At 57.3% G+C, this 19,854-nt stretch carries 14 protein-coding genes and 2 pseudogenes; 10 read left to right on the top strand and 6 right to left on the bottom strand.

Annotated elements, in window-relative coordinates:
* The first annotated feature begins 716 nt into the window (after nucleotides 1–716).
* From AB8B33_RS38045 to AB8B33_RS38055, 3 genes are read left to right on the top strand one after another with little or no spacing between them, the layout of a single operon-like run.
* On the top strand, nucleotides 717–2,432 hold the full coding sequence (locus AB8B33_RS38045) for an Eco57I restriction-modification methylase domain-containing protein (protein ID WP_439019385.1): 1,716 nt from the start codon (nucleotides 717–719) through the stop codon (nucleotides 2,430–2,432).
* Nucleotides 2,433–2,434: 2 nt separating this feature from the next.
* Entirely contained in the window at nucleotides 2,435–3,172 is a 738-nt protein-coding gene (locus AB8B33_RS38050) for a PaeR7I family type II restriction endonuclease (RefSeq protein ID WP_439019386.1), read from the top strand.
* 20 nt (nucleotides 3,173–3,192) lie between these two features.
* A complete protein-coding gene (locus tag AB8B33_RS38055; RefSeq protein ID WP_439019387.1) occupies nucleotides 3,193–4,197 on the top strand; it encodes a HEPN domain-containing protein in 1,005 nt (334 codons plus the stop codon).
* Between the two features lie 7 nt (nucleotides 4,198–4,204).
* On the opposite strand, the gene AB8B33_RS38060 is transcribed toward AB8B33_RS38055, so the two are convergent.
* The gene (locus AB8B33_RS38060) at nucleotides 4,205–5,725 is read right to left on the bottom strand and encodes a Shedu immune nuclease family protein (RefSeq protein WP_439019388.1); all 1,521 of its coding nucleotides are present in this window, start codon (nucleotides 5,723–5,725) and stop codon (nucleotides 4,205–4,207) included.
* A gap of 307 nt (nucleotides 5,726–6,032) precedes the next feature.
* Here AB8B33_RS38060 and AB8B33_RS38065 point away from each other — a divergent pair, with 307 nt between their 5' ends.
* The 5 genes and pseudogenes from AB8B33_RS38065 to AB8B33_RS38085 all read left to right on the top strand — a co-directional run.
* The gene (locus AB8B33_RS38065; RefSeq protein ID WP_439019389.1) at nucleotides 6,033–6,734 is read left to right on the top strand and encodes a hypothetical protein; all 702 of its coding nucleotides are present in this window, start codon (nucleotides 6,033–6,035) and stop codon (nucleotides 6,732–6,734) included.
* 670 nt (nucleotides 6,735–7,404) lie between these two features.
* Nucleotides 7,405–7,773 carry a DUF2513 domain-containing protein gene (locus AB8B33_RS38070; protein WP_439019390.1) on the top strand — a complete coding sequence of 123 codons (369 nt, stop codon included), beginning with the start codon at nucleotides 7,405–7,407 and terminating at the stop codon, nucleotides 7,771–7,773.
* Nucleotides 7,774–7,882: 109 nt separating this feature from the next.
* A complete protein-coding gene (locus AB8B33_RS38075; RefSeq protein ID WP_439019391.1) occupies nucleotides 7,883–10,183 on the top strand; it encodes an AAA family ATPase in 2,301 nt (766 codons plus the stop codon).
* Complete coding sequence (locus AB8B33_RS38080; RefSeq protein WP_439019392.1) at nucleotides 10,170–12,059, top strand: UvrD-helicase domain-containing protein; 1,890 nt, start codon at nucleotides 10,170–10,172, stop codon at nucleotides 12,057–12,059. The genes AB8B33_RS38075 and AB8B33_RS38080 overlap by 14 nt, the downstream gene beginning before the upstream one ends.
* 310 nt (nucleotides 12,060–12,369) lie before the next feature.
* Nucleotides 12,370–12,573, top strand: a pseudogene (locus AB8B33_RS38085) (HNH endonuclease); the annotation flags it as partial.
* Between the two features lie 240 nt (nucleotides 12,574–12,813).
* Here AB8B33_RS38085 and AB8B33_RS38090 read toward each other — a convergent pair.
* Nucleotides 12,814–13,953: an RHE_PE00001 family protein gene (locus tag AB8B33_RS38090; protein WP_439019393.1), complete on the bottom strand. Its 1,140-nt coding sequence runs from the start codon at nucleotides 13,951–13,953 to the stop codon at nucleotides 12,814–12,816.
* Between the two features lie 516 nt (nucleotides 13,954–14,469).
* Here AB8B33_RS38090 and AB8B33_RS38095 point away from each other — a divergent pair.
* A complete protein-coding gene (locus tag AB8B33_RS38095) occupies nucleotides 14,470–15,387 on the top strand; it encodes a recombinase family protein (protein WP_164565957.1) in 918 nt (305 codons plus the stop codon).
* 424 nt (nucleotides 15,388–15,811) lie between these two features.
* Here AB8B33_RS38095 and AB8B33_RS38100 read toward each other — a convergent pair whose 3' ends face one another.
* The 4 genes from AB8B33_RS38100 to AB8B33_RS38115 form a co-directional block, all read right to left on the bottom strand.
* Entirely contained in the window at nucleotides 15,812–16,567 is a 756-nt protein-coding gene (locus tag AB8B33_RS38100) for a methyltransferase domain-containing protein (protein ID WP_246711335.1), read from the bottom strand.
* A gap of 29 nt (nucleotides 16,568–16,596) precedes the next feature.
* The gene (locus AB8B33_RS38105) at nucleotides 16,597–17,307 is read right to left on the bottom strand and encodes a YbhB/YbcL family Raf kinase inhibitor-like protein (RefSeq protein ID WP_164565928.1); all 711 of its coding nucleotides are present in this window, start codon (nucleotides 17,305–17,307) and stop codon (nucleotides 16,597–16,599) included.
* Nucleotides 17,308–17,397: 90 nt separating this feature from the next.
* Nucleotides 17,398–18,291 carry a helix-turn-helix domain-containing protein gene (locus AB8B33_RS38110; protein WP_164565929.1) on the bottom strand — a complete coding sequence of 298 codons (894 nt, stop codon included), beginning with the start codon at nucleotides 18,289–18,291 and terminating at the stop codon, nucleotides 17,398–17,400.
* Nucleotides 18,292–18,687: 396 nt separating this feature from the next.
* On the bottom strand, nucleotides 18,688–19,203 hold the full coding sequence (locus AB8B33_RS38115; RefSeq protein ID WP_164565930.1) for a GNAT family N-acetyltransferase: 516 nt from the start codon (nucleotides 19,201–19,203) through the stop codon (nucleotides 18,688–18,690).
* Between the two features lie 260 nt (nucleotides 19,204–19,463).
* Here AB8B33_RS38115 and AB8B33_RS38120 point away from each other — a divergent pair.
* Nucleotides 19,464–19,846: pseudogene (locus tag AB8B33_RS38120) on the top strand (integrase); the annotation flags it as partial.
* Nucleotides 19,847–19,854 lie beyond the last annotated feature (8 nt).

Below are 19,854 nucleotides of genomic sequence, written 5' to 3' on the forward strand. Positions count from 1 at the left end.
CTTATTGTGCGAGTTTGGGGGCGATAATACGCGGGGGAAAGCACATGACGATCGCATGTTTGGGCTGGGGGTCGCTGATCTGGGATCCACGGGATCTCCCATTGGCGAGCGGATGGTTTGAGGACGGCCCCCTGCTCCGTGTGGAATTTACACGCCAGTCCAACAACGGACGGATAACGCTGGTACTTGAACCCGGCGCACCAGAAACCCGTTCGCTGTGGGCGGCGATGCAGGCACAAGATCTTGCGAGCGCCAAAACCGCACTCATGGCCCGGGAGGACACCACAAACGAGGCGAATGTAGCCAGCTGGTCGGTGGGCGACCCGGCACCCGCTACGATCGCTGCACTGCCGGCGTGGGCAGCTGCCCATGAGGTTGCGGGAGTCGTGTGGACGGCACTGTCGTCCCGGTTCAACGGAAGGACGATGGTCCCGACCGTAGACCAGGTAACTGCCTACCTTGGCGGGCTCGAGGGAGGCAAACGAGCAGCGGCCGAGACGTACATTCGCCGGGCGCCTGCACAAGTGTCCACGCCATATCGGCGGGCTATCGAGGCGACTCTGGGGTGGACACCACTGCCCTGACGGCTGGCGGGCAACACTAGCGTCCCTATAGCTGTTGATAAGTTGTCAATGTTCTTGGCTTGTTCTAGTGTTGCCGTATCTCGGAGCCAATGAACCGCCTAGGTTGGCCCCACCTAATTTTGGAGGCTCACGTTGCGGCTGTTGAAAAGTTACGCTCCCCAGTTCCCAGGCTTCGATCCCCTCGAGGCCGCGGTCGCTCAGCTGGCCAATGCCGGCATTGAAGAGCGGGGCGCGATCTTTACCCGCCTCGAGGTGGTCGATTTTATTCTGGATCTTGCCGGCTATACGGTCGATCGTCCATTGCATACGCTGCGGATCCTGGAACCGTCGTTTGGCGATGGTGATTTTCTCCTGCCTATCATCGACCGCCTGTTGACGTCCTACCGAGAACACATGCCCGAGCAAGACCTCGCTGCTGCATTGCGTCCGGCGCTGCGGGGCGTGGAGCTGCATCGGGCAACCTTTGAGATTACCCGTGACCGTGTGCTTGGCTTGCTTGCCGAGCGTGGCATGTCAGAGCTGGTCGCACGTGGCCTTGCGGATGCGTGGCTGTCGCAGGGCGATTTCCTGCTTGAGGACTTCGAGGGCACTTTTACCCATGTCGTCGGCAATCCTCCTTACGTACGCCAGGAGCTGATCCCGGACGAGCTGATGGCGGAGTATCGCCGACGCTATGCCACGATCTATGACCGGGCGGACATCTATGTGCCCTTCATCGAGCACTCTCTGAACCATTTGGCGCCGGGCGGCGCGCTTGGTTTCATCTGTGCCGATCGCTGGATGAAGAACCGCTACGGTACGCCTTTGCGCAAGTTGGTGGCGGACCAATTCCACCTCCGGACTTACGTGGACATGATGGACACGCCGGCATTCCATACCGAGGTCAGCGCCTACCCTGCCATCTTCATTATCGCCAATGAACGCGGCAAGGCCACCCGCCTCTATCACCGGCCGGAAATCAACGGCCCCTTCCTGGCATCACTCGCGACGGCGCTGACGTCCGAGGACGCTCCAACCCTAGAGGGGGTCAAGGAAATCCAGGCGCTGGCCCGGGGTGCCGAGCCGTGGGTGCTGGAATCCTTTGACCAGCTGGCGGTGGTGCGGCGGCTGGAGGCGCAGTTTCCGACATTGGAAGAAGCCGGATGCAAGGTGGGCATTGGTGTGGCCACGGGCGCCGACAAGGTGTTCACGGGACCCTTCGACAAGCTGGACGTCGAAGACGACCGCAAGCTGCCGATGGCCATGGCGAAGGACATTCACTCCGGGCAGGTGGAATGGCACGGTAAAGGCGTTATCAACCCCTTCGACGAGAAGGGCGGACTGGTGCCACTCGACAAATACCCGCGCCTGGCACGGTATTTCGAGCAGCACGGCGCTGAAATCAAGAACCGCCATGTCTCGAAGAAGAACCCGAACGGTTGGTACCGCACAATTGACCGGATTTACCCGAGCCTGACCTACAAGCCCAAGCTTCTGATCCCGGACATCAAGAGCGAGGCGAATATTGTGTATGAGCCCGGGAAGCTCTACCCGCACCACAACCTTTACTATATTACCTCGGACGACTGGGACATCCAGGCGCTGCAGGCGGTTCTGCTGTCGGGCATCGCACGCCTTTTTGTTGCGATCTACTCGACGAAGATGCGGGGCGGTTACCTGCGATTCCAGGCGCAGTACCTGCGCCGGATCCGCGTGCCGCACTGGAAGGACGTGCCGCCGGAAGTTCGCCATGAGCTGCTGAGTGCAGCTCGGGCGCTTGACATCCAGCGGTGTAATGAAGCTGTTGCCCATCTCTATCGGCTGAGCCCGGCGGAGCGGGCGGCCATGGGGGGAAATGGGACAATTTAAGAATGCCGCTTGATTTAGTTGATTATGAGAAGAAGGCCCGCGAGGCCACTATGGCATTCTGGGGCAACCGGGAGAAGGCGCGCCAGAAACAGATCGAAGCTGGCCGGGCCGACCAGGGCGAGCGTGCGGGGGTTACCGCTGGCAAGAACATGGATGGTTTCCTCGCCTTGCTTATCGACATCGTCGAGGCAAATGGTCTCAAGAATGCGTCAATTCATCAGCAGAGGGCCGTGCTGACCTTGCCGGGCTACTTTCGGCCGACCAAGTTGTGGGACGTCCTGGTGGTCCAGGATAAGCGACTCATCGCGGCGATCGAGCTCAAGAGCCAGGTAGGGCCGTCCTTCGGCAACAATTTCAATAACCGGACCGAGGAGGCTATCGGTACCGCCCATGACCTGTGGACTGCCTACCGCGAAGGCGGCTTTGGTAAACACCCACGGCCATTTGTCGGATGGATGATGATGGTGGAAGATGCACCAGAATCCCGTCGTCCGGTTACGGACCGTTCTCCTCACTTCCCAGTTTTCAAGGAATTCCAAGGGGCTTCGTACCTGAAACGATACGACGTACTCTGCCAGCGCCTGGTGCAAGAGCAGCTTTATGGCGCAGCGGCGTTGCTGGCGTCACCTCGCACGGCGTCAGCGACGGGCGATTTCAATGAGTTGTCGGAACTCACGAGCCTTAAGACCTTCGTAACGACGCTTGCCGGGCACATCGCGACGGCAGCTGCACAAGGTTAGGCTTTCGCTGGAGGCTAGAAGTGATTGAAGTGCCGGAGAGCGGGGAAGGGTTTGAGGAACTGATGCGGGGCATTGATGCCGAGTGCATCCAAGAAGGCATCGCTATCCCCGGACGTAGCCTTCACGCCATCATGAAGGTTGGTACACGCTACAAGATCTCGATACCCATAACAAATCTCATTCCTGGTGCTCGGCCTGACCTGGCGCGGTACGCGCCGCTGAGCCAGAATATCCGAGATTGGTACAAAAGCCGCTACGGTGACCGACTTAAAACGAGCTTTTCACCTGGCAACATCGCGACTTCTATTGAAGGCGATCTTTACGAGATGCGCCTACCGCTCGTCATGGGGCAGGCGCAATTCATCCTTTCGCGACGTTTCGTCGAAAGGCCAGAAGTCGCCTCTAAGGGGCCCGCCATTTGTAACATTCTTCAGCTGATTACAGATTTGACGGAAGGGAGAGCGGCCACTCTCAATGATGATACCCTCCGGGAGCTTGGTGACGACTTCCAACGAGGGTTCATAGCGCACGACATACTGCAGACTAATAGCGACCACGAGTTGATTGAGATTGCGCGTGGCGACATCGAGACGGCTGTGCGCAACATGCTTGACCGCGGCCAGCGTTACGGCGAATCCAAATGGGCTTCGCTGCAGGCCGCTGAGAAAGTCCTAAAGGCGGCCATCACTCTTGCAGGCGGTCAATTCAAGTTCAGCCATAGCCTTGCGGAGCTTTGCAAGCAGCTCGAGGGTTTGGCATCCTCTTTCAGTGGAAGCCGTTGGTGGATGAGATTCAATGCAAACCCGGCATTCGCTATCGAGAGGAAGCGTGCAATCGTGGGCAGGCCCTTGCCGCACACAAAGCTTCGCTTGAGCTGGTTCTGCAACTTACGAACGCCGGCGCCAAGTTCGAAAAAGGCCTGGGTTAGCAATGTCGCCCAAGACGCCGAGCGCCGCTGGTGGTTTCGGGTGGCTGGGTTTGCGCGCTTTCCGGCAGAGCGCAAAAGGGGCGTGATGACTCTTTAAGTTGCGATCACTGTTCGTGCCGGTCCTCCCCGTTAGGGCCGTCGTCGTCGAATTCGCCCTCATCGAGCTCAGTCTCGTACTCGGCGGGATCTACCGTTGAAACATACCGCTCTCCAGACAGCATCTCACGTAATAGAATGAGTTTTCCCAACAGGTCGTCGAACGTGACGACGCGAACGTCCTTGAATTGACTTCTTATCAATTCAAAAGAAGCTGCCTCTTCCGGTGTTCTTGGGGTTCTGCCTGCAACCAATACGCAATCAACGGAATATGCTTCCAAGTCATAGACGCGCGATGACTGCTTGATCGAGGCAATATTCGTGACGAACTTCTGCCGCTGATCAAGCACTTGGACGACAGCGCCCATAAGCTCACGAGAAGGTGCCCACACGCCCGTGCGATACTCGGCACCCAGTATGGGCGTGCCAGGCCTTTTTATTTCCACGAGCGCAGCGTTATATGTGGAGCTGTTCTTGGACAAGAAATCAGCAATTTTTGTACCCACGCCGGAGAGGGTCCCTCCTCCAACTGATGCCGAGGCTTGCACCACAACGACGGGATATCCGAATATCATCGAAAGAATGAAAGGGTTGACCTCGAACAACCGTTGCCACTCCAGTTCATTGCGGTTATGGCCCAGCTTTCTTTCGAAGGCTTCTATCATCCCATCGAGACTTACGAGCTCAATGTCCTTCTGGAGTTGCACGAACTCTTTCGGATCACGCTTGGCAATCGAGGGTGCGTTTCCCTTGACAGCTTCCAAGAGCGCCACCCGATCCGCCCCCTTCAGGACGGTAGTGGCAGCGTTTGTCCCACCGATGAGCTTGAAAATGGTACCGGGTTCATAGGCACGTACCTTTTCCGGAAACTCCTCTGGAAGGGCTCTGTGCAGAACTTCATTGTGCGCAAGAAAATTTCGTTCTTTCAGACTTTCCCGTTGATGAATTCGGGTAATCCGATTGAACATACTACGGATGTTTGAAAAATCCTGATCGACTATATGAAAGAAGTTTCCATTTCGTCCGGTTTTGCCTTGTTTTGTTAGGTACAAGCCATTGATGCCGGAAACCTTCTCCACCGCTTGGATTAGCGGCTTCATTTCGTTGGTCAAGCCCAACCCGTATCCGATTTCCTTGATAAAGCCTGAAGGCAAATATGTATCCAGAAATCCCACGGCGTCGATCGACGTTGTCGGTCGGTCATCGATAAAATTGGAGTCAATCCAAATCGATTCAATCCTTTCATACTTGGGCATGTATAGACGCCCGCTTAGATAAGTTATGAGCGGATATATAGCGATACGTCTGTTGGAATGGTCGATGGTGAACAGGCGAGTCGGAACTGGCTCGACGCCATCGTCTCGTAGCCGTGCAGCCGCTCTACGCAGCTGTGGGCTTAATTCTAAAAGATAGTCGGTAGTTGCGCCCTGCTGCTGAACCAAGAGCCTTGGCTCTCCTTCCCATATTTCATCCATAAGCTGGGATTCCAATTTCTCTTGCTTCAAGTTGATGGGTCGCGCGGCCGCCATCGCGTATTTTCTGATGACATATTTCACAGAACAGCGTGTATTAAACACGAAAGCAAGTAATCATTGCAGAGGGTTAGAGCACTACATGAATCTCGAAAACGCTATAAGCGAACCCTTTGTTAAAATCCTGAATTTTCACAATGATTTCAATCGCAATATCAAAGCTGCGGTGGGCGCGCTCGAATTTTAGAAGACCAGTTCTTCAGCGTCGGCGACCACGGCCACTCTCCCGACCGGATCAGAACCTTGGGGGCCAGTGACACATTGGAAAAATCCTACTGATATCGCTGGAAAGGCAGAAGCGTTTGTGGCTGAGATTGGCATTGTCCGTGCCGCTTCAGCCTTTGAAGATTTTCAAACTGGCTTGGATGCGGAGCTAAATCGGGCTAGACCTAATCCGACTTCTGTGGAAGCTGACGCGGTCACCGAGCGTCTATTATCTCGCCTGAGAATTTCCCCAGCGACGATCGTCGATGTTACGAAAGTCGTCGAATTCTTTGACGTCGCAAGGAACTGTATTGTCCATCGGTCGGGGCGCGCAAGTCCAGCCTTGGCTGAGTTGTCAGTCAGCAAGGACTTTCAGAACGCTCTGGCAAAATGGCCAAAGCGCGCGGGTAAGTGGCGCGTTGCCATCCCTTCAATCATCGACGGTATGCCTATAGAATGGCAGCCGCGACATGCCATCATGGCTTCGGATGCATTTTTCAAGTTGGCGAAGTTGATGGATGCCTCACTCGTCACGGCAGTGGGGGAGCTCGGAATAGTGAAAATGGCCGCTCACTGGTGTTTTCTCGACGAGAACCCGGTACCTTGCCCGGCAAAAAAGAACGTTCAAACCATGGTCAGGCAACAACTCATTAACCGGTATTTCGCTGCCGACGTCGAAGAGGGCCTGATAATAGGTCACCTAAAATCGATTAAAAAATGGGATGCTTGTGCGAAGGAATACGAGCGCCGTTTTCCTAAAGGTGGTCTCCTACGGGATCAGCGGAAGCGAGCGAAAGGTTAGGAGGACATCAGGAGGCTTGGCACCACGTAAACGGAACCGCGACTATGTTCGTAAAACGACCGTTTTCGTTACAAGCCGGGCCGACGCCCATCCGTCCACAACACCGGTGGCTCTATCCAATCGACTGGCAGCAGTTGACGGACATGGTGCGGTTTGAAAGGGCGAAGGCCCGGTGTGAGCATTGCCAGCCGCCCCATGGCAGGATTGTCTGCCATCTTGGCGACGGCCGCTGGTGGGACGTGGACTCTGGCATCTGGTGTGACGATCGCGGCTTGGCCGTGCGCAAGGAACGCCCTCCCCCGCTCCTGGATCACGTCCCGACGACGCGTCGTCTACCTCGCTACAGCCAACCTGCATAACAATCCTGGGCATAACGATGGACGGAAAATGCGCTCGCTCTGCCAGCGGTGCCATATCATTTATGATCGGGCCGAGCATTTGCGCCGGCGTCGGCTAAATTTCCTCGACTGAAGCCGAACTGATGAAACGGCGGCAATAGTGACCCCCGCGCCCGTCAGGCATGGTTGCGGTGGCATGAGCTGACAGCGAAGGGCGCTGTTGTAAAGGCTTGGTAATCCGACCATTACGGCTATCAGGTCATAGATATGGACGAAGAGGCTTCCCGTATCTGGCGTGCACGGCACATGGAGATCGATACGGAGATAGATACATGGAAGCGCGACATGGATCTGGTCCGGGAAATCCTCTTTCAGCTCGAAGCGCGCGATTTGCTCCCCGGAGGCATTTGGTTCGTCAAATGCCGGCGATAAGCGGATGCAGATCGAAGGCTACACGTACCAGCAGGTTGGTCGGGTTCGTCGACACCGGCAACAGTGATCCCAACCGTGGTATTGGGTTCAAAGGGCTGAAATGGGAAGGCCACGATTTCATCGACAACGTGCGTGATCAGGATATCTGGGACAAGACACAGAAAGGTTTGGAGGCGGGTGAATTCTCGCTGGATTTGGCCAAGGCCCTCGCGAAACGGTTCATCAAGAAGAATGTGGAGCGTTACACCGGCGTCGATCTCAATCTCTAAGGCATCGGCTAGACGTTGCCGAATCCCTGTCCGATCTGGTGAAATGTGACTATTCTCGGTTGCAAGATTCCGTTTCCACTCCTAAGCTCTTCAAACTACGGGGGAGCTGATGTTAATAGCGCATCTGGAACTGTCAAATTTTCGGAAACTCATTGCCGTTCGCATGGATCTTGCGGAACAGACCACACTTTTCGTCGGCGCCAACAATAGTGGCAAGACGTCCGCCATGGTCGCGCTCCGGCGGTTCCTGCTGAATCACGGCAAGGGCTTCCGGCCCCATGATCTCACCCTCGCCCATTGGGACAAGATACGGAAAATCGGCCAGGCTTGGGTAAAAGCCCACGCGGAGGAGCTCCCTCCGGACCTTACCGACACGGCCTGGACCGAGTGTATGCCTTTTCTCGATCTCTGGCTCGAGGTTGGGGACAACGAGCTCCATTACGTTCGGACTGTGCTGCCGACCCTTGGTTTCACCAAGGGCCTTCTGGGCCTGCGCTTGAGATTGGAACCCGAGAAGATCGAAAAACTCCACCAGGAGTTCCTAACTGCGTTCACAGACGCTGTTAAGCTGAAGACGAGTTTGAAAAAGGAAGGCGAGGTGCCCTCCCCAACGCCGTCTCTGACATTGTGGCCGGAAGATTTACTCGATTTTCTGAGCCGCGACTTCATGAAGTACCTTACCGTTCGCACTTACGTCCTGAATCCTTCGAAGCTACAGGCGCCCATAAACGGTAGGGCCCAACCTCAAAAGCTACGCCCCGGCGCCGTAGCGATCGAGGGCAACCCGCTTAGCGGCCTAATACGGGTCAACGAGATCAATGCTCAGCGTGGATTTGGCGAAACGGATGGCGCGGAAGAGGGCGCGGCCCCCGGCAACGCCGAAAGCCGGCGCCTATCCGAGCAACTGAGATCCTATTATACCAAACACCTGGACCCGACGGATAAACCCGATATCAGCGACTTGGGGGCTTTGCAGGCGATCGAGGCCGCTCAGGAGGCCTTTAACGTACGTCTGCGTGACAGTTTCTCCGACGCGTTTGTCGAGGTCGAAGGTCTGGGATATCCCGGGGTCACGGACCCAAAGATCAAGGTATCGACACGGCTTCGAGCCGTGGATGGCATTGATCACGAAGCTGCGGTATCGTTTGAAATTGATGTGGTGAGCGAAGCGGGTGAGATCACGCCTACCTTGCGTCTTCCCGAAAACAACAACGGTCTTGGCTACCAAAACCTGATCTCGATGATCTTCCGCCTTATGGCGTTTCGTGACGCCTGGATGCGGGTCCGAAAAGCCGGCAAAAACAACCTTGATGACCCGATCGAGCCGCTGCAGCTTGTCCTGATAGAGGAGCCGGAGGCGCATCTTCATGCCCAAGTGCAGCAGGTTTTCGTCCGAAAAGCTTACAGTGTTCTCCGCAAACATAAAGATCTCGGAGACTCGAAGGCCCTTCGCACGCAGCTCATCGTAAGTAGCCATTCCAGCCACGTCGCGCACGAAACACCTTTTTCGTCCCTTCGCTATTTCCGTCGCCTGCCGGCCGGCATGGGTGCGAGCGTGCCTACCTCCATTGTCGTCAACCTATCGGAAACCTTCGGCCCAGCAAGCGGAACTGAGCGGTTCGTTACGCGGTATCTTAGATCGCAGCATGCTGACCTCTTTTTTGCGGACGCTGCCATATTGGTGGAGGGACCTGCAGAGCGCATGTTGCTGCCGAACTTTGTGCGGAAGCATTATCCCTACCTCCACCAGTGCTACCTCTCGATCTTGGAAATAGGTGGCAGCCACGCCCATACGCTCAGGCCACTTATCGAGCACTTGGGCTTGAGCACTCTCATTATTACCGATCTGGACACCGAGAAGGACGGCGAAGCGGTTCAGCCTGAGCGAAAAGCTGGACAGATCACTAACAATGACACGCTGGAGAAATGGTGGCCAAAAAAAACCGACGCAGACGAGTTGTTCGACCTTCCCCAGACCCAAAAGGTCAAGGATACAGCAGGCGATCCATTATTTTCGGTTCGCGTCGCCTACCAGAAGCCCTTAAACGTAGCTAAACCAGGTACTTCCGACGAGGTCGAAGCCTTGCCCTACACGTTTGAGGATGCACTTGTGTTCTCAAATATCGAATTTTTCTCCAAGATGACTGGCAACGGCCTCGTAAAAAAATTCCACACTGCAATCAATGAGCAGCCGGATATTAAATCGATTGGCGCAGCCATGTTCGTGGCCCTGAAGAAAGGAAAAAAGGCGGAGTTCGCGCTCGATGTGTTGGCCCATAAGGATTTTACAACCTTAAAGGTGCCGGCCTACATTGACGAGGGTTTGGATTGGCTCGAGGGAAAGCTGAAGAAGAAGCGAAGTGATATCATTGATGTAACGAAGTCCGGTGGGTCAGATGGCTCAGAATGAGGCAACAAACGACAACCTCGTCGACAACCATGTCGATGATGAAATTTTTGAATGCTTGGACCTCGACGCACCCAAAAGCTTCTTCATGTATGCCGGTGCGGGTTCCGGAAAGACGCGCTCTCTCATTGAAGTGCTTCGGCGCCTGCGCGAGAAGTCCGGCGAAAGGTTGGCTCTGGGCGGCCGGAATGTCGGTGTCATAACATTCACCAATGCAGCTTGTGATGAGATCAAGCAGCGCCTGGATTTCGATGTCCGTGTGGTTGTGTCCACGATCCATTCGTTCGCTTGGTCGCTCATTCAGGGCTATAACGACGATATCCGCGAATGGCTGAAAGAAAACCTCAAGGCTGAGATTGCCGAACTTCAAGATAAGCAGACCCGAGGCCGAACCAGTAAAGCCTCTGCGGACCGGGAAAAGTCGATCCTGAGTAAGACGGCTCGTTTGGCCGCACTCGATGACCTGCTGACGTTCCAGTACAGCCCGACTGGTGACAATCGCGAGCGGGACGCCCTGAACCACAGCGAAGTCATTTCGATTACGGCGAGCTTCCTCACGGACAAGCCGGGCCTGCGGTCAATTCTGGTGAATGCTTTCCCTATCCTGCTGATCGACGAAAGCCAGGACACCAACAAGGATCTGTTGGCGGCCCTTCTCACGGTTCAGGAGGAGCATGGCAGCAAATTCAGCCTTGGGCTCTTTGGCGACACGATGCAGCGCATTTATTCGGATGGCATGGTCGGTCTGGAGCGAGCTCTTCCTGCAAGCTGGGAGCGGCCAGCGAAGGTCATGAACCATCGCAGTCGTGAGCGGATCATTCGCCTTATCAACCGTATCCGCAAGGATGTGGATGGTCAGGAGCAGCGCGCACGGTCGAATAAACCGGGGGGCCATGTCCGCCTTTTTATCGTGCCTTCCGGGAGCGATCAGGCTTCGACCGAGGGCCATGTCCGTACCGTCATGGTCAAGGAAACGGGTGACGATGGTTGGACCGCGGGGAGCGTCAAATCTCTGATTCTTGAACACCACATGGCGGCACGGCGCCTAGGCTTTTCGGCTTTCTTCGAGCCCCTGCACAAGGTTGAGCGCCTTCGAACCGGATTGCTCGACGGCAGCTATTCGGCGGCGCGGTTCTTTGCAAAGGACGTGCTGATCCTCGTAAAGGCCATTAGGAGCCAAGATGACTTCGAGATCGCGGCGGCCGTTCGTGAGCGCTCACCGCTGCTTGAGAAGAAAGCGCTCCAAGCTGACGGCGTGGACCAGGCCGAAAGGATCCTGCAAGTTCAGCGCGGAGTGGACTCCCTCGCCGCTCTTTTTGCCGCTGGTGCGAACCCAACGTTCTTGGACGTGCTAGGCGATATCGCGGTATCTCAGTTGTTTCCCATTCCGGCTCCCCTCACCCCGTTTGTCGGCGCCGGCGAGGTTCACCTGAGTGAAGATGACAGGCCGGAGGAACCCGGCACAGATGAGAAACTAACGGAGCTTGAGGCGTGGCGGCTCGTTTTGGATACACCCTTTGCGCAAATTGAGAATTACGAGAGTTATGTCAGCCGAACCTCGAGCTTTGATACACATCAAGGCGTGAAAGGCTTGGAATTCCCGCGAGTGCTGGTAATCGTAAGTGACGAAGAAGCGCGTGGATTTCTATTCAGCTATGAGAAGCTCTTTGGAGCCAAAGCGAAGAGTGCCACAGATATTCAACGCGAGGCCCAGGGCGACGAGACGACGATCGATCGGACCAAAAGACTGTTTTATGTGACGTGTAGCCGAGCCGAAGACAGCCTCGCCATAATTGCCTACAGCGAAAATCCTAGCGCGGTGAAGTCCACCGCGGTGGAGAACGGTTGGTTTGAGGAACAGGAAGTATACATCCTCTAGTCATGAGTCCATGTTGTCATTGGGTCCGATGTCTTCGGCAGTTGCAACCTAATGTAGCATCGTATAATAATACTCCGCATGGTTGATGCTGAGGATCTTTCTCGCGAACTTCAGTGCTCTTATGATGGCGAGCGCTATTCTATTCGGGACAATTGAGCCGTTTTCCGCCCGACGGTACGCGGGCCCGCCCAACCGATAACACCTGGACGTTCGGAAGGCCGAGCGACAAAACCGGCTACATGCAGATTGGGACAGTTCGCGTCCATCGTGTTGTCGCCACAACGTTCCATAGCGTGCCCCTACCCCCGAACACGTCGTAGACCATATCGATACCAACCGCCGCAACAACCGGCCGGAAAAACTTCCGTTGGCTAACGCGCCTCGAGAACGCACTGCTCAAGCCGGTAACTGTCCGTCGTATCGAGATGGTCCGCGGCAGCATTCAAGCCATTCTCGAGGATCCGTCGCAGCTTGGCAGCAGCAGCGCCGATGTTCAGCTGGATGCGGACCGTGACCAGGGACGAGGCCCAAGCGTCGCTCGCTCGCCTACGTGTTATTCGCTAGCAAGGGGTTCATCAGGTCAAGCGGAAGCAGTCTCATGCTGCGACCTCAACGATTGCCATTCCGTGCAATGCGATGGTTAAGAACTTCTCGCTCATCGCATTGCACTCCATTCAGCGACGTCTGACGTAAAACAACTCGCGCGACCGACACTCTTTGAAGCGTCGCACGACAAGCTACTGAGGTGCCCGCCCTACATCACGCCCCACGCCCGAAACCTCCCCCTCCCCGTCATCTCCCGGAGCCCGAGCTCCAAAACAATCCGCCGCGCCGCCTGCGGCGTCACATCGAGCGTCTTCGCCACCATTTTTGCCGACACCAACGGATTGGCCATCACCAACTCAACCAGCTCCGGAAGTTTTGAAGACGTCCGGCGTCCGTCCAGCTTCCGCTCCATCAGGGTTCGGGCGAGTGCCAAACGATCGTGCTCCTTCAGCCCGATCTCGGCGGCCGCGACCAGCCCGTGGGCGATGGCGAGCAACCGGGTCTCCCGATCACGATGCCGGCGTCGATCGACGGCAATGGACTTGAGCCCAAGATTGAGCGCGGCAAGATGGGCGCCGGTGGTAACGCCGGCCTGGCGCAGGATGGAGGCGGCCAATAGCCGGCCGAGCCAGGGCGCGTGCTGCAGGACGGACAATTCATTCCAGGCATCGAGGGCGATGATCGCCTGCAGCACCGCCGGCAGGTCTTGAGTCTGCCGCAGCACGCCGCGCCATTCGTCAAGCCGAGCATGCTCGTCCCAGTCGAGATCATAGACGAGAGGGTCTCGTTCGCGGGTGTCAGCTCGCCCGGACCGTTTCGCCTGCTCAATCGCGGCCTCCGAGCGGGCCAGCACTGCATCGATTGCGGCGTAGTCAACGCCGGGTAGACTTTCGATGTCGTCGGCGACGTCCCCCTCCCCTTCGGGATCGGCCGCGATTGCGGTCCGAACGACGCTGGCCGGCTCCGCCGCGTCAGCGTCGACTGAATTGATGTCCGCTGTCTGTCGCAGAATACGGATACCCTCTGCGGATAAGGCCCAGTCCGGCGATTGCGCGGCAATGCGTCGGCGGGTGCGCAACACGTCGCGGGCGATGGTGAGTTCGTGGGTGGGCGTGCGGATATCGCGGGTGGCGTCGTGGAGGACGAGGTCTTCGAGATGGACGAGTTCGCCGTCGATCCACAGCGACGCGCAGGCATCGGCGAAATTTTGCCGCTCGATCCAGCCCTGACCGACCGGCGAACGGGCGATGCGCTCGTCCAGACGCGCGAGAGCGGTCCCGGCGTCGTAAGCCGGTCGGATTAGGGCTGTCATGCTGATTTTCGCGAGATCATAAGTCATTGAAATCATGGTAAATGATTTGCTAAACGAACTCTATATTAAAGTTGCGGTTCTTCACATGGTATGATGCGGGGGTGGGCTTCTAACCATCGATAAGTACCAATTATCGATGGTAGATTGATTTGGTGGCGCAAATCACCCTGTCGGTCGTCCTGGATGGCCGGAAAGCCTTGGTTTTCCGGCCGTTTGGGCAAATTTCGGCGAGGTCCGGCGGAAACGTCTCTGCTCTGCAGGCCACTCAGAGCAGCCCTCCCCTACCGATGAGCGCAGAATTCTCCATCGTTCTGTCGCTCAACCAGGCTTTCATGGCCCTCCCGTCCTCCGATCTCCTTATTTTCAGCCATTTCCGCCGCAGATGGCCACCAGGGCGCGTTTCACCCTGGTTACGGCCCAATGCCCGTTCGACGTCCCTTTTCGAGTCTGGCGGGGCTGCATTTACCTCATAAAACACGCTTGCAACCGGTCATTTTCTCGCGCATTCTTTATCTGTACAAGACACCTCGAAATAGGCCCCTAAAAAGCCAGATGGCAAAGAGACAAACAGCTAACGTCCCGCCATCTCCAAAGCGGCTCATCGGGTATGCACGCGTCTCGACAGAGGATCAGCTTCACGACGCCCAGTTGGACGAGCTGCGCGCCGCCGGCTGCGATCGGGTCTACCAAGAGCATGGATCTGGGGCATCGCGAGCTCGCCCGGTCCTAACCAGATTGCTCGGAGAGCTCACTGCTGGCGACGTCCTCGTCGTGGTCCGCCTTGATCGGCTGGCCCGGTCCGTCAGCCATCTCTTGCAGGTGATCGAGGACCTTGAGCAACGCGGCGTCCATTTCCGATCCATTCGTGATCCGATCGATACCTCGACCCCGCAGGGCATGTTTTCCCTTCAGGTCCTTGGTGCTGTTGCCCAGCTCGAACGAGCGTTGATCGCAGAGCGAACCAAAGCCGGCATCAACGCGGCAAAGGCGCGAGGAAAGCTTCCCGGAAATCCCGGCCTGCGAGAGCGGCGGCCGGAGGCAATCAAGGCGGTTTCGAAAGCACGCGAGAAACTCTATCTCGACGAGCTCATTGCGTCCGCGCAAACATGGCTGCCAACGGTGCGGCAGCTCCGGCCTCAGCACAGCTGGGACAATGTCGTGCGGGTTCTCAATCGTCGCGGCCACGACTGGACCGTTGAGCGCCTTCGTCGCGCCGTCCATCGCATGGTCCGCGAAAAGCTCGCCGAAAAGGAACTCCTCACCCGGTCGCCTCGCCGAGCTCCGGAAGACCATCTGATGAAGCTCGTAGCGGCGATCGCCATTGCCGATCCCGGCCTTTCGCTTCGCGACATCGCCGCCCAACTGGATCAGATGGGAGAGCGGCCGGCGCGCGGTGGGCGCAAATGGCAGCCATCCTCTGTTCGTCATCTGCTGGACGAGGCACATCGGTTCGGTCTTATCCGTCACTGAGGGCACGGAGCATCAACCTTCCGATTGCCCGGCTTCTTGCGCGCCCTGTTCTCGGCGGCAGAGATTTCCAGCCTTTGCTTTCGATAATGCCTCAGGGGAGCTGCCGGTATTCGGTTTGGAAGCGGAGTTTCACGGCTGAAGCCACCTGCGTAGGTAAAGGGGCTTGTAGATCTGGGGCGGTGGGCCCGCGCTCGAATTGCCCAAAGGGCCTTGCGAGCGGCAGACGGAAGTCGTGTCGTTCCAGCGACCAGCCCCGAAGAGCAGTTCCGTAATCGCCGCAATCGTCACTGCCTGCCATGCCGGTGAGAGGTTCATCGGACAAACCACCGCTTCGAGGAATGCCCATGATCGCCAGCAACAACGGTCCCTCCCCTCTTCGGCATCCTCATCAAGGCATGCCGGACAACCGCCTCTGTCCACGGGATCACTCTCGAAAGAGCTCTTGGGCCGCCCGGCGCTTTGCAGTGACAACCCGTTCCGCCTGACCGATCGTCCTAACGCCGCTGAGCACCGCGAAACGCCATGCTTTGAAGCTGCAGTCGACCTGGCAAAGTCCGGTATCGCGCATCCATTGCAACTGGCTTTCGACCGAGGAGCAACGATCGTGGGACATGCGCTCGTGCGCCTTGGCGATTTCCGCTTCGGGTATGCCCAGCGTCCTGACCTGCTGCAGCCAGATCCGGGCGTAGCGGGCCTCTACCTCGGAATCATGGCCAAGGACCTGCTCGGCGTTGACGAACAGGCCACCTTCGGACAAGGCGCCCCGAATGCCACCGAAGAGGTGCTTTTTCGCGGCGTCTTCCAGATGATGGATCGCCAGTGCCGAGATGATGAGATCCCACGGACCGCCGAGCTCGGCATCGGCCATGTCGGCTACGGCATAGGTAATGGCCGGATTTCCATCGAAGCGTTGCCGGGCCTGCTCGAGCATTTTTTCAGAGGCATCGACGAGGTGGATCTGCGCATCGGGGTGGCGGGCAAGCAGCATGGCGCTGAAAAGACCGGTGCCAGCGCCAAGATCCAGGACACGCAGTTTGTCGGTGTGCCGCCAGTCATCGATCAAGTCGAGTGCTGTGCCGTAAAACGCATCGAAACAGGGAATAAGGCCGCGCCGAAGGACGTCGTAGCCGGACGCATCTCGATTGAAGACGGGTGAGGACGATACGTTTATTGGTGACATGGTGTGGCTCAACTTTTCGGGATTGTGATCTACTTCGCCGTGGGGGTGGGGATCAGGCTCGGGTTCAATGTATAGGTCGCTATCGCCTCGCCGCTTGCCAGGATGTGGCCCGCCATGGCCTTTTCCACGTCTTCGCCAGTGAATGGCCCGGATAGGCCCAGTGTCGGAACGTCGAGTGCGACCACTTCAAGAGTGTAGTGGTGGATGCGCTGGTCATTTATGGGCGGGCAGGGGCCGTCATAACCGCCATAGGTGCCGGCCATGTCATCAGTTTTGGCCAGAAAACTGGTATAGACATTGGCGCCGCGCAGCCCGTGAGGCGTCACGCCGACCGGCTTGCCGCCCGGCACGAGACCCTCGCTTTCCGCACCTTCGCCGATGGACATGATACCGGCGGGAATATCGGTCAGAACCCAGTGGAAGACGCTGATCCGCGGCGCGTCGGATGGAATTGTGGTGCCGGGTTTATTGATGAGGCTGAAATCCTGCGGTACGTCCGGATCGGTCATCAGCAACGCATAAGATCTGGTGCCCTCGGGTCCCGCTGACCATGAGACCCCCGGGCTCACGTCCTTGGACCGGATCCCGGGCGGGCAGAAGGCGGCGGAGTCTGCAAACCGGCCAGAGCGGTCAAGCCCTTCGAACTTTACGGACAGCGTGAAGTCTGCGGCCATGGGCGCCGTCGCGGAAAATGCGGCGGCCACACTGATGGCGGCCCATATGCTTTTATTCCTGGTCATTGTTCGTCTCGCCTGGTTGATTTCAGTAGACCATAGGGACCGATGCCAGCGCGGGTGGGCCCGATCTGATCAGGAATGAGCCTGAAGCGGTCAGGCCATTGGTTTTCTACGTGCTCTGCGAACGGTCGAAGGAGCCTGTCCGAAGGCATCCTGGAAGTGCCGCGAGAAGTGTGAACGCGAAGCATAGCCCGTAGCGGCAATTGCGTCGGCGACATCGGCATCCCGATCCGAGAGGATGAGGAAAGCGGCTTGCATTCTTTCGGCGAGCAGCACCGCGCGGAGCGAGTGGTTTTCGTCCCGCAGTCGCCGCCGCAGGGTGGCCTCTGACATCGAGAGGGATGCGGCGACCGCAGCTGTGGACCACGCGTGATCGAGCCGGTGGCGGATCAAGAGCCGCACCGCTTCTGTGACTGAACTGTCGACATATTTGGGCATCAATGGCAGCGCACCCTGTTCGGCCAGGATAAGCAGAACCTCAAGAACACGGTGGTCCACAACGCGCCGGGAGAGGTCGAGCGGATCCGCCAGCGCCTCGCCACTATGGATGATTGCCGAGCAGAGCGTCGGACTGATCGTGATGGGCGAGCCGAGGGGTACTTCGCGCACGGTGAGCTGTGGCCAAAGGCGCGCCGCCTCAATGACCAGGGCGCGAGAGAAGCGGACGAACAAGGCGCGATAGATGCCAGTGTCGGTATCTGGTTCGTTGACAACATCGACCTCCGCACCGCCCGGCAGTACGAAGGCGTCACCGGCTTGGTAGATGTTGCGTTTCGCGCCCCACAGAACCTCTTTGCGGCCTTCGATGACGATGACGAGGCCGGCGGCGGGCATGCTGAGCTCGGAAATCGTTTCCCGGTGACGGGCGACGAAGGCCGAGATGAACGGTGGATCTTCTTTTTTGAGCAGTAAGCGGGTGTCGCGCTCAGCCAATGGGCGCAAGGCATCAACCAGGCGGCGGCGCAGGGTTTTGTCGCTGTCGCGCATTGAACAAACCATCTCCAAATTGGATCGATTGTCATTGCTATGTCGAAATCAAGTGGCTGTCGATATACCGTCGAATGGCGCGGAAACCGCAAAGACAATGTCTGCTATTGCCTATCTTTTTGGAGGAATACAACTGTCTGAGACAGTGTCGAAAGCGACCCTCAACGCCTAGGTGATTGTCTCCTTCTTGTGCATTGCAGCCGATCAAGAGGATTCCGGGAATCCTGGCAAACAACGAGAATGCTTCAGGTGTCTGCGCCATTGAGATCTCCTAGCGAGGACATTGGCCTGGCCACGATGCATCGCTGCAAATCTCAACATGCTCGCGAACCATAAGAGTCCCAAGACGCCGCGATTTGCAAGGACCTGCTAAGGACCGGAATCGGCCCTAAGCGGTCAAAGTCTCGCTTGTCTTTCAAGCATTATCATGGGCTGATCTTTATAATGTTGCTCGACAAATGCAGTGTAGCCCAGCCTGCTGGCCAGCTTAAGAGACGCACTATTCTCGGGATGGATAAGGCACACTGTCCGACTCTGACGCAAAGTGTCAGTGTACCATCTGTGAGCTGCATCAGTCGCTTCGAACGCGTAGCCAAACCCGTGCACTCGGGAAGAAAAAGTCCAGCTCCCTTCCCCAACGCCGTCGAAAGAGGCGCCAAGCCCGCGATGAAAATCAGCAATGCCGGTCTCTCCGACATAGTTACCACTGCATTTTTCGAAAACAGCAAAGATTCCATGCCCTAATAACGACCAGTGGCCTGCATAGCGCATCAGGCGATGCCATGCATCTTCCGGTGAAAAAGGTCGTCCTCCAAGAAACCGGACAACGACCGCGTCGGTGCACATCGCCAGATAAGGCTGATAGTCGTTCAACAGGTACGGTCGGAGAGTAAGCCTATTCGTCTCGATCAATGCACCGCTCGCGTTCCAGAAGCGTTAAAACTGCAGCGTCAGGTATCATGCCTACCAGCATTTACAACGGCCGCTAATGGCGCATTCCGGCCAGGTCAGACGATTCCGCTGATCTTGGAAGGCTGGAACAGCTATCACTACAACGAAATTGATTTCGCTGAACAAGGCCGATCGAGACAGAAAGAATCGGCGCAAATCACGGTATCAGAAGCCGCCTGAATCGTCCTTTTGGAGCCACCGTGGCCAAACCGAAGACATAACTGACCGCTGTCGAGCGCCGGGCCGAAGAACTCGACACGATCGCCGCCGTGCTGCCGCTGGAGCGCCGCGACGAGCTTGCCGAGCTCCTGACCGACCAGGATGTCGAGACGCTGCGCCATCTCGTCAACCGGGGCATGGGCGACAACACGCTCAGGGCGCTGACCTCGGATCTGGCCTATCTCGAAGCCTGGGCATGGCAGCCACCGGACGAGCGCTGCCCTGGCCGGCGCCCGAAGCGCTGTTGTTGAAATTTGTCGCCCATCATCTCTGGGATCCGGTCGAGAGAGCCGAGGACCCCAACCATGGCATGCCGGCCGACGTAGAGACGGAACTGCGCGCCAAGGGGCTGCTCAGAGTCGACGGCCCGCATGGGCAACGCACTAGCTCGCA

This window comes from Rhizobium sp. 768_B6_N1_8, assembly GCF_051811225.1.
Lineage (GTDB): Bacteria > Pseudomonadota > Alphaproteobacteria > Rhizobiales > Rhizobiaceae > Rhizobium.

Bases quoted from the DNA above. Each gene is read 5' to 3' on its own strand.
- AB8B33_RS38095 (WP_164565957.1), top strand. From the start codon at position 14,470: ATGGCAAAGAGACAAACAGCTAACGTCCCGCCATCTCCAAAGCGGCTC.
- AB8B33_RS38105 (WP_164565928.1), bottom strand. From the start codon at position 17,307: ATGACCAGGAATAAAAGCATATGGGCCGCCATCAGTGTGGCCGCCGCA.
- AB8B33_RS38080 (WP_439019392.1), top strand. From the start codon at position 10,170: ATGGCTCAGAATGAGGCAACAAACGACAACCTCGTCGACAACCATGTC.
- AB8B33_RS38060 (WP_439019388.1), bottom strand. From the start codon at position 5,725: ATGGCGGCCGCGCGACCCATCAACTTGAAGCAAGAGAAATTGGAATCC.
- AB8B33_RS38070 (WP_439019390.1), top strand. From the start codon at position 7,405: ATGGAAGCGCGACATGGATCTGGTCCGGGAAATCCTCTTTCAGCTCGA.
- AB8B33_RS38110 (WP_164565929.1), bottom strand. From the start codon at position 18,291: ATGCGCGACAGCGACAAAACCCTGCGCCGCCGCCTGGTTGATGCCTTG.
- AB8B33_RS38075 (WP_439019391.1), top strand. From the start codon at position 7,883: ATGTTAATAGCGCATCTGGAACTGTCAAATTTTCGGAAACTCATTGCC.
- AB8B33_RS38050 (WP_439019386.1), top strand. From the start codon at position 2,435: ATGCCGCTTGATTTAGTTGATTATGAGAAGAAGGCCCGCGAGGCCACT.
- AB8B33_RS38090 (WP_439019393.1), bottom strand. From the start codon at position 13,953: ATGATTTCAATGACTTATGATCTCGCGAAAATCAGCATGACAGCCCTA.
- AB8B33_RS38100 (WP_246711335.1), bottom strand. From the start codon at position 16,567: ATGTCACCAATAAACGTATCGTCCTCACCCGTCTTCAATCGAGATGCG.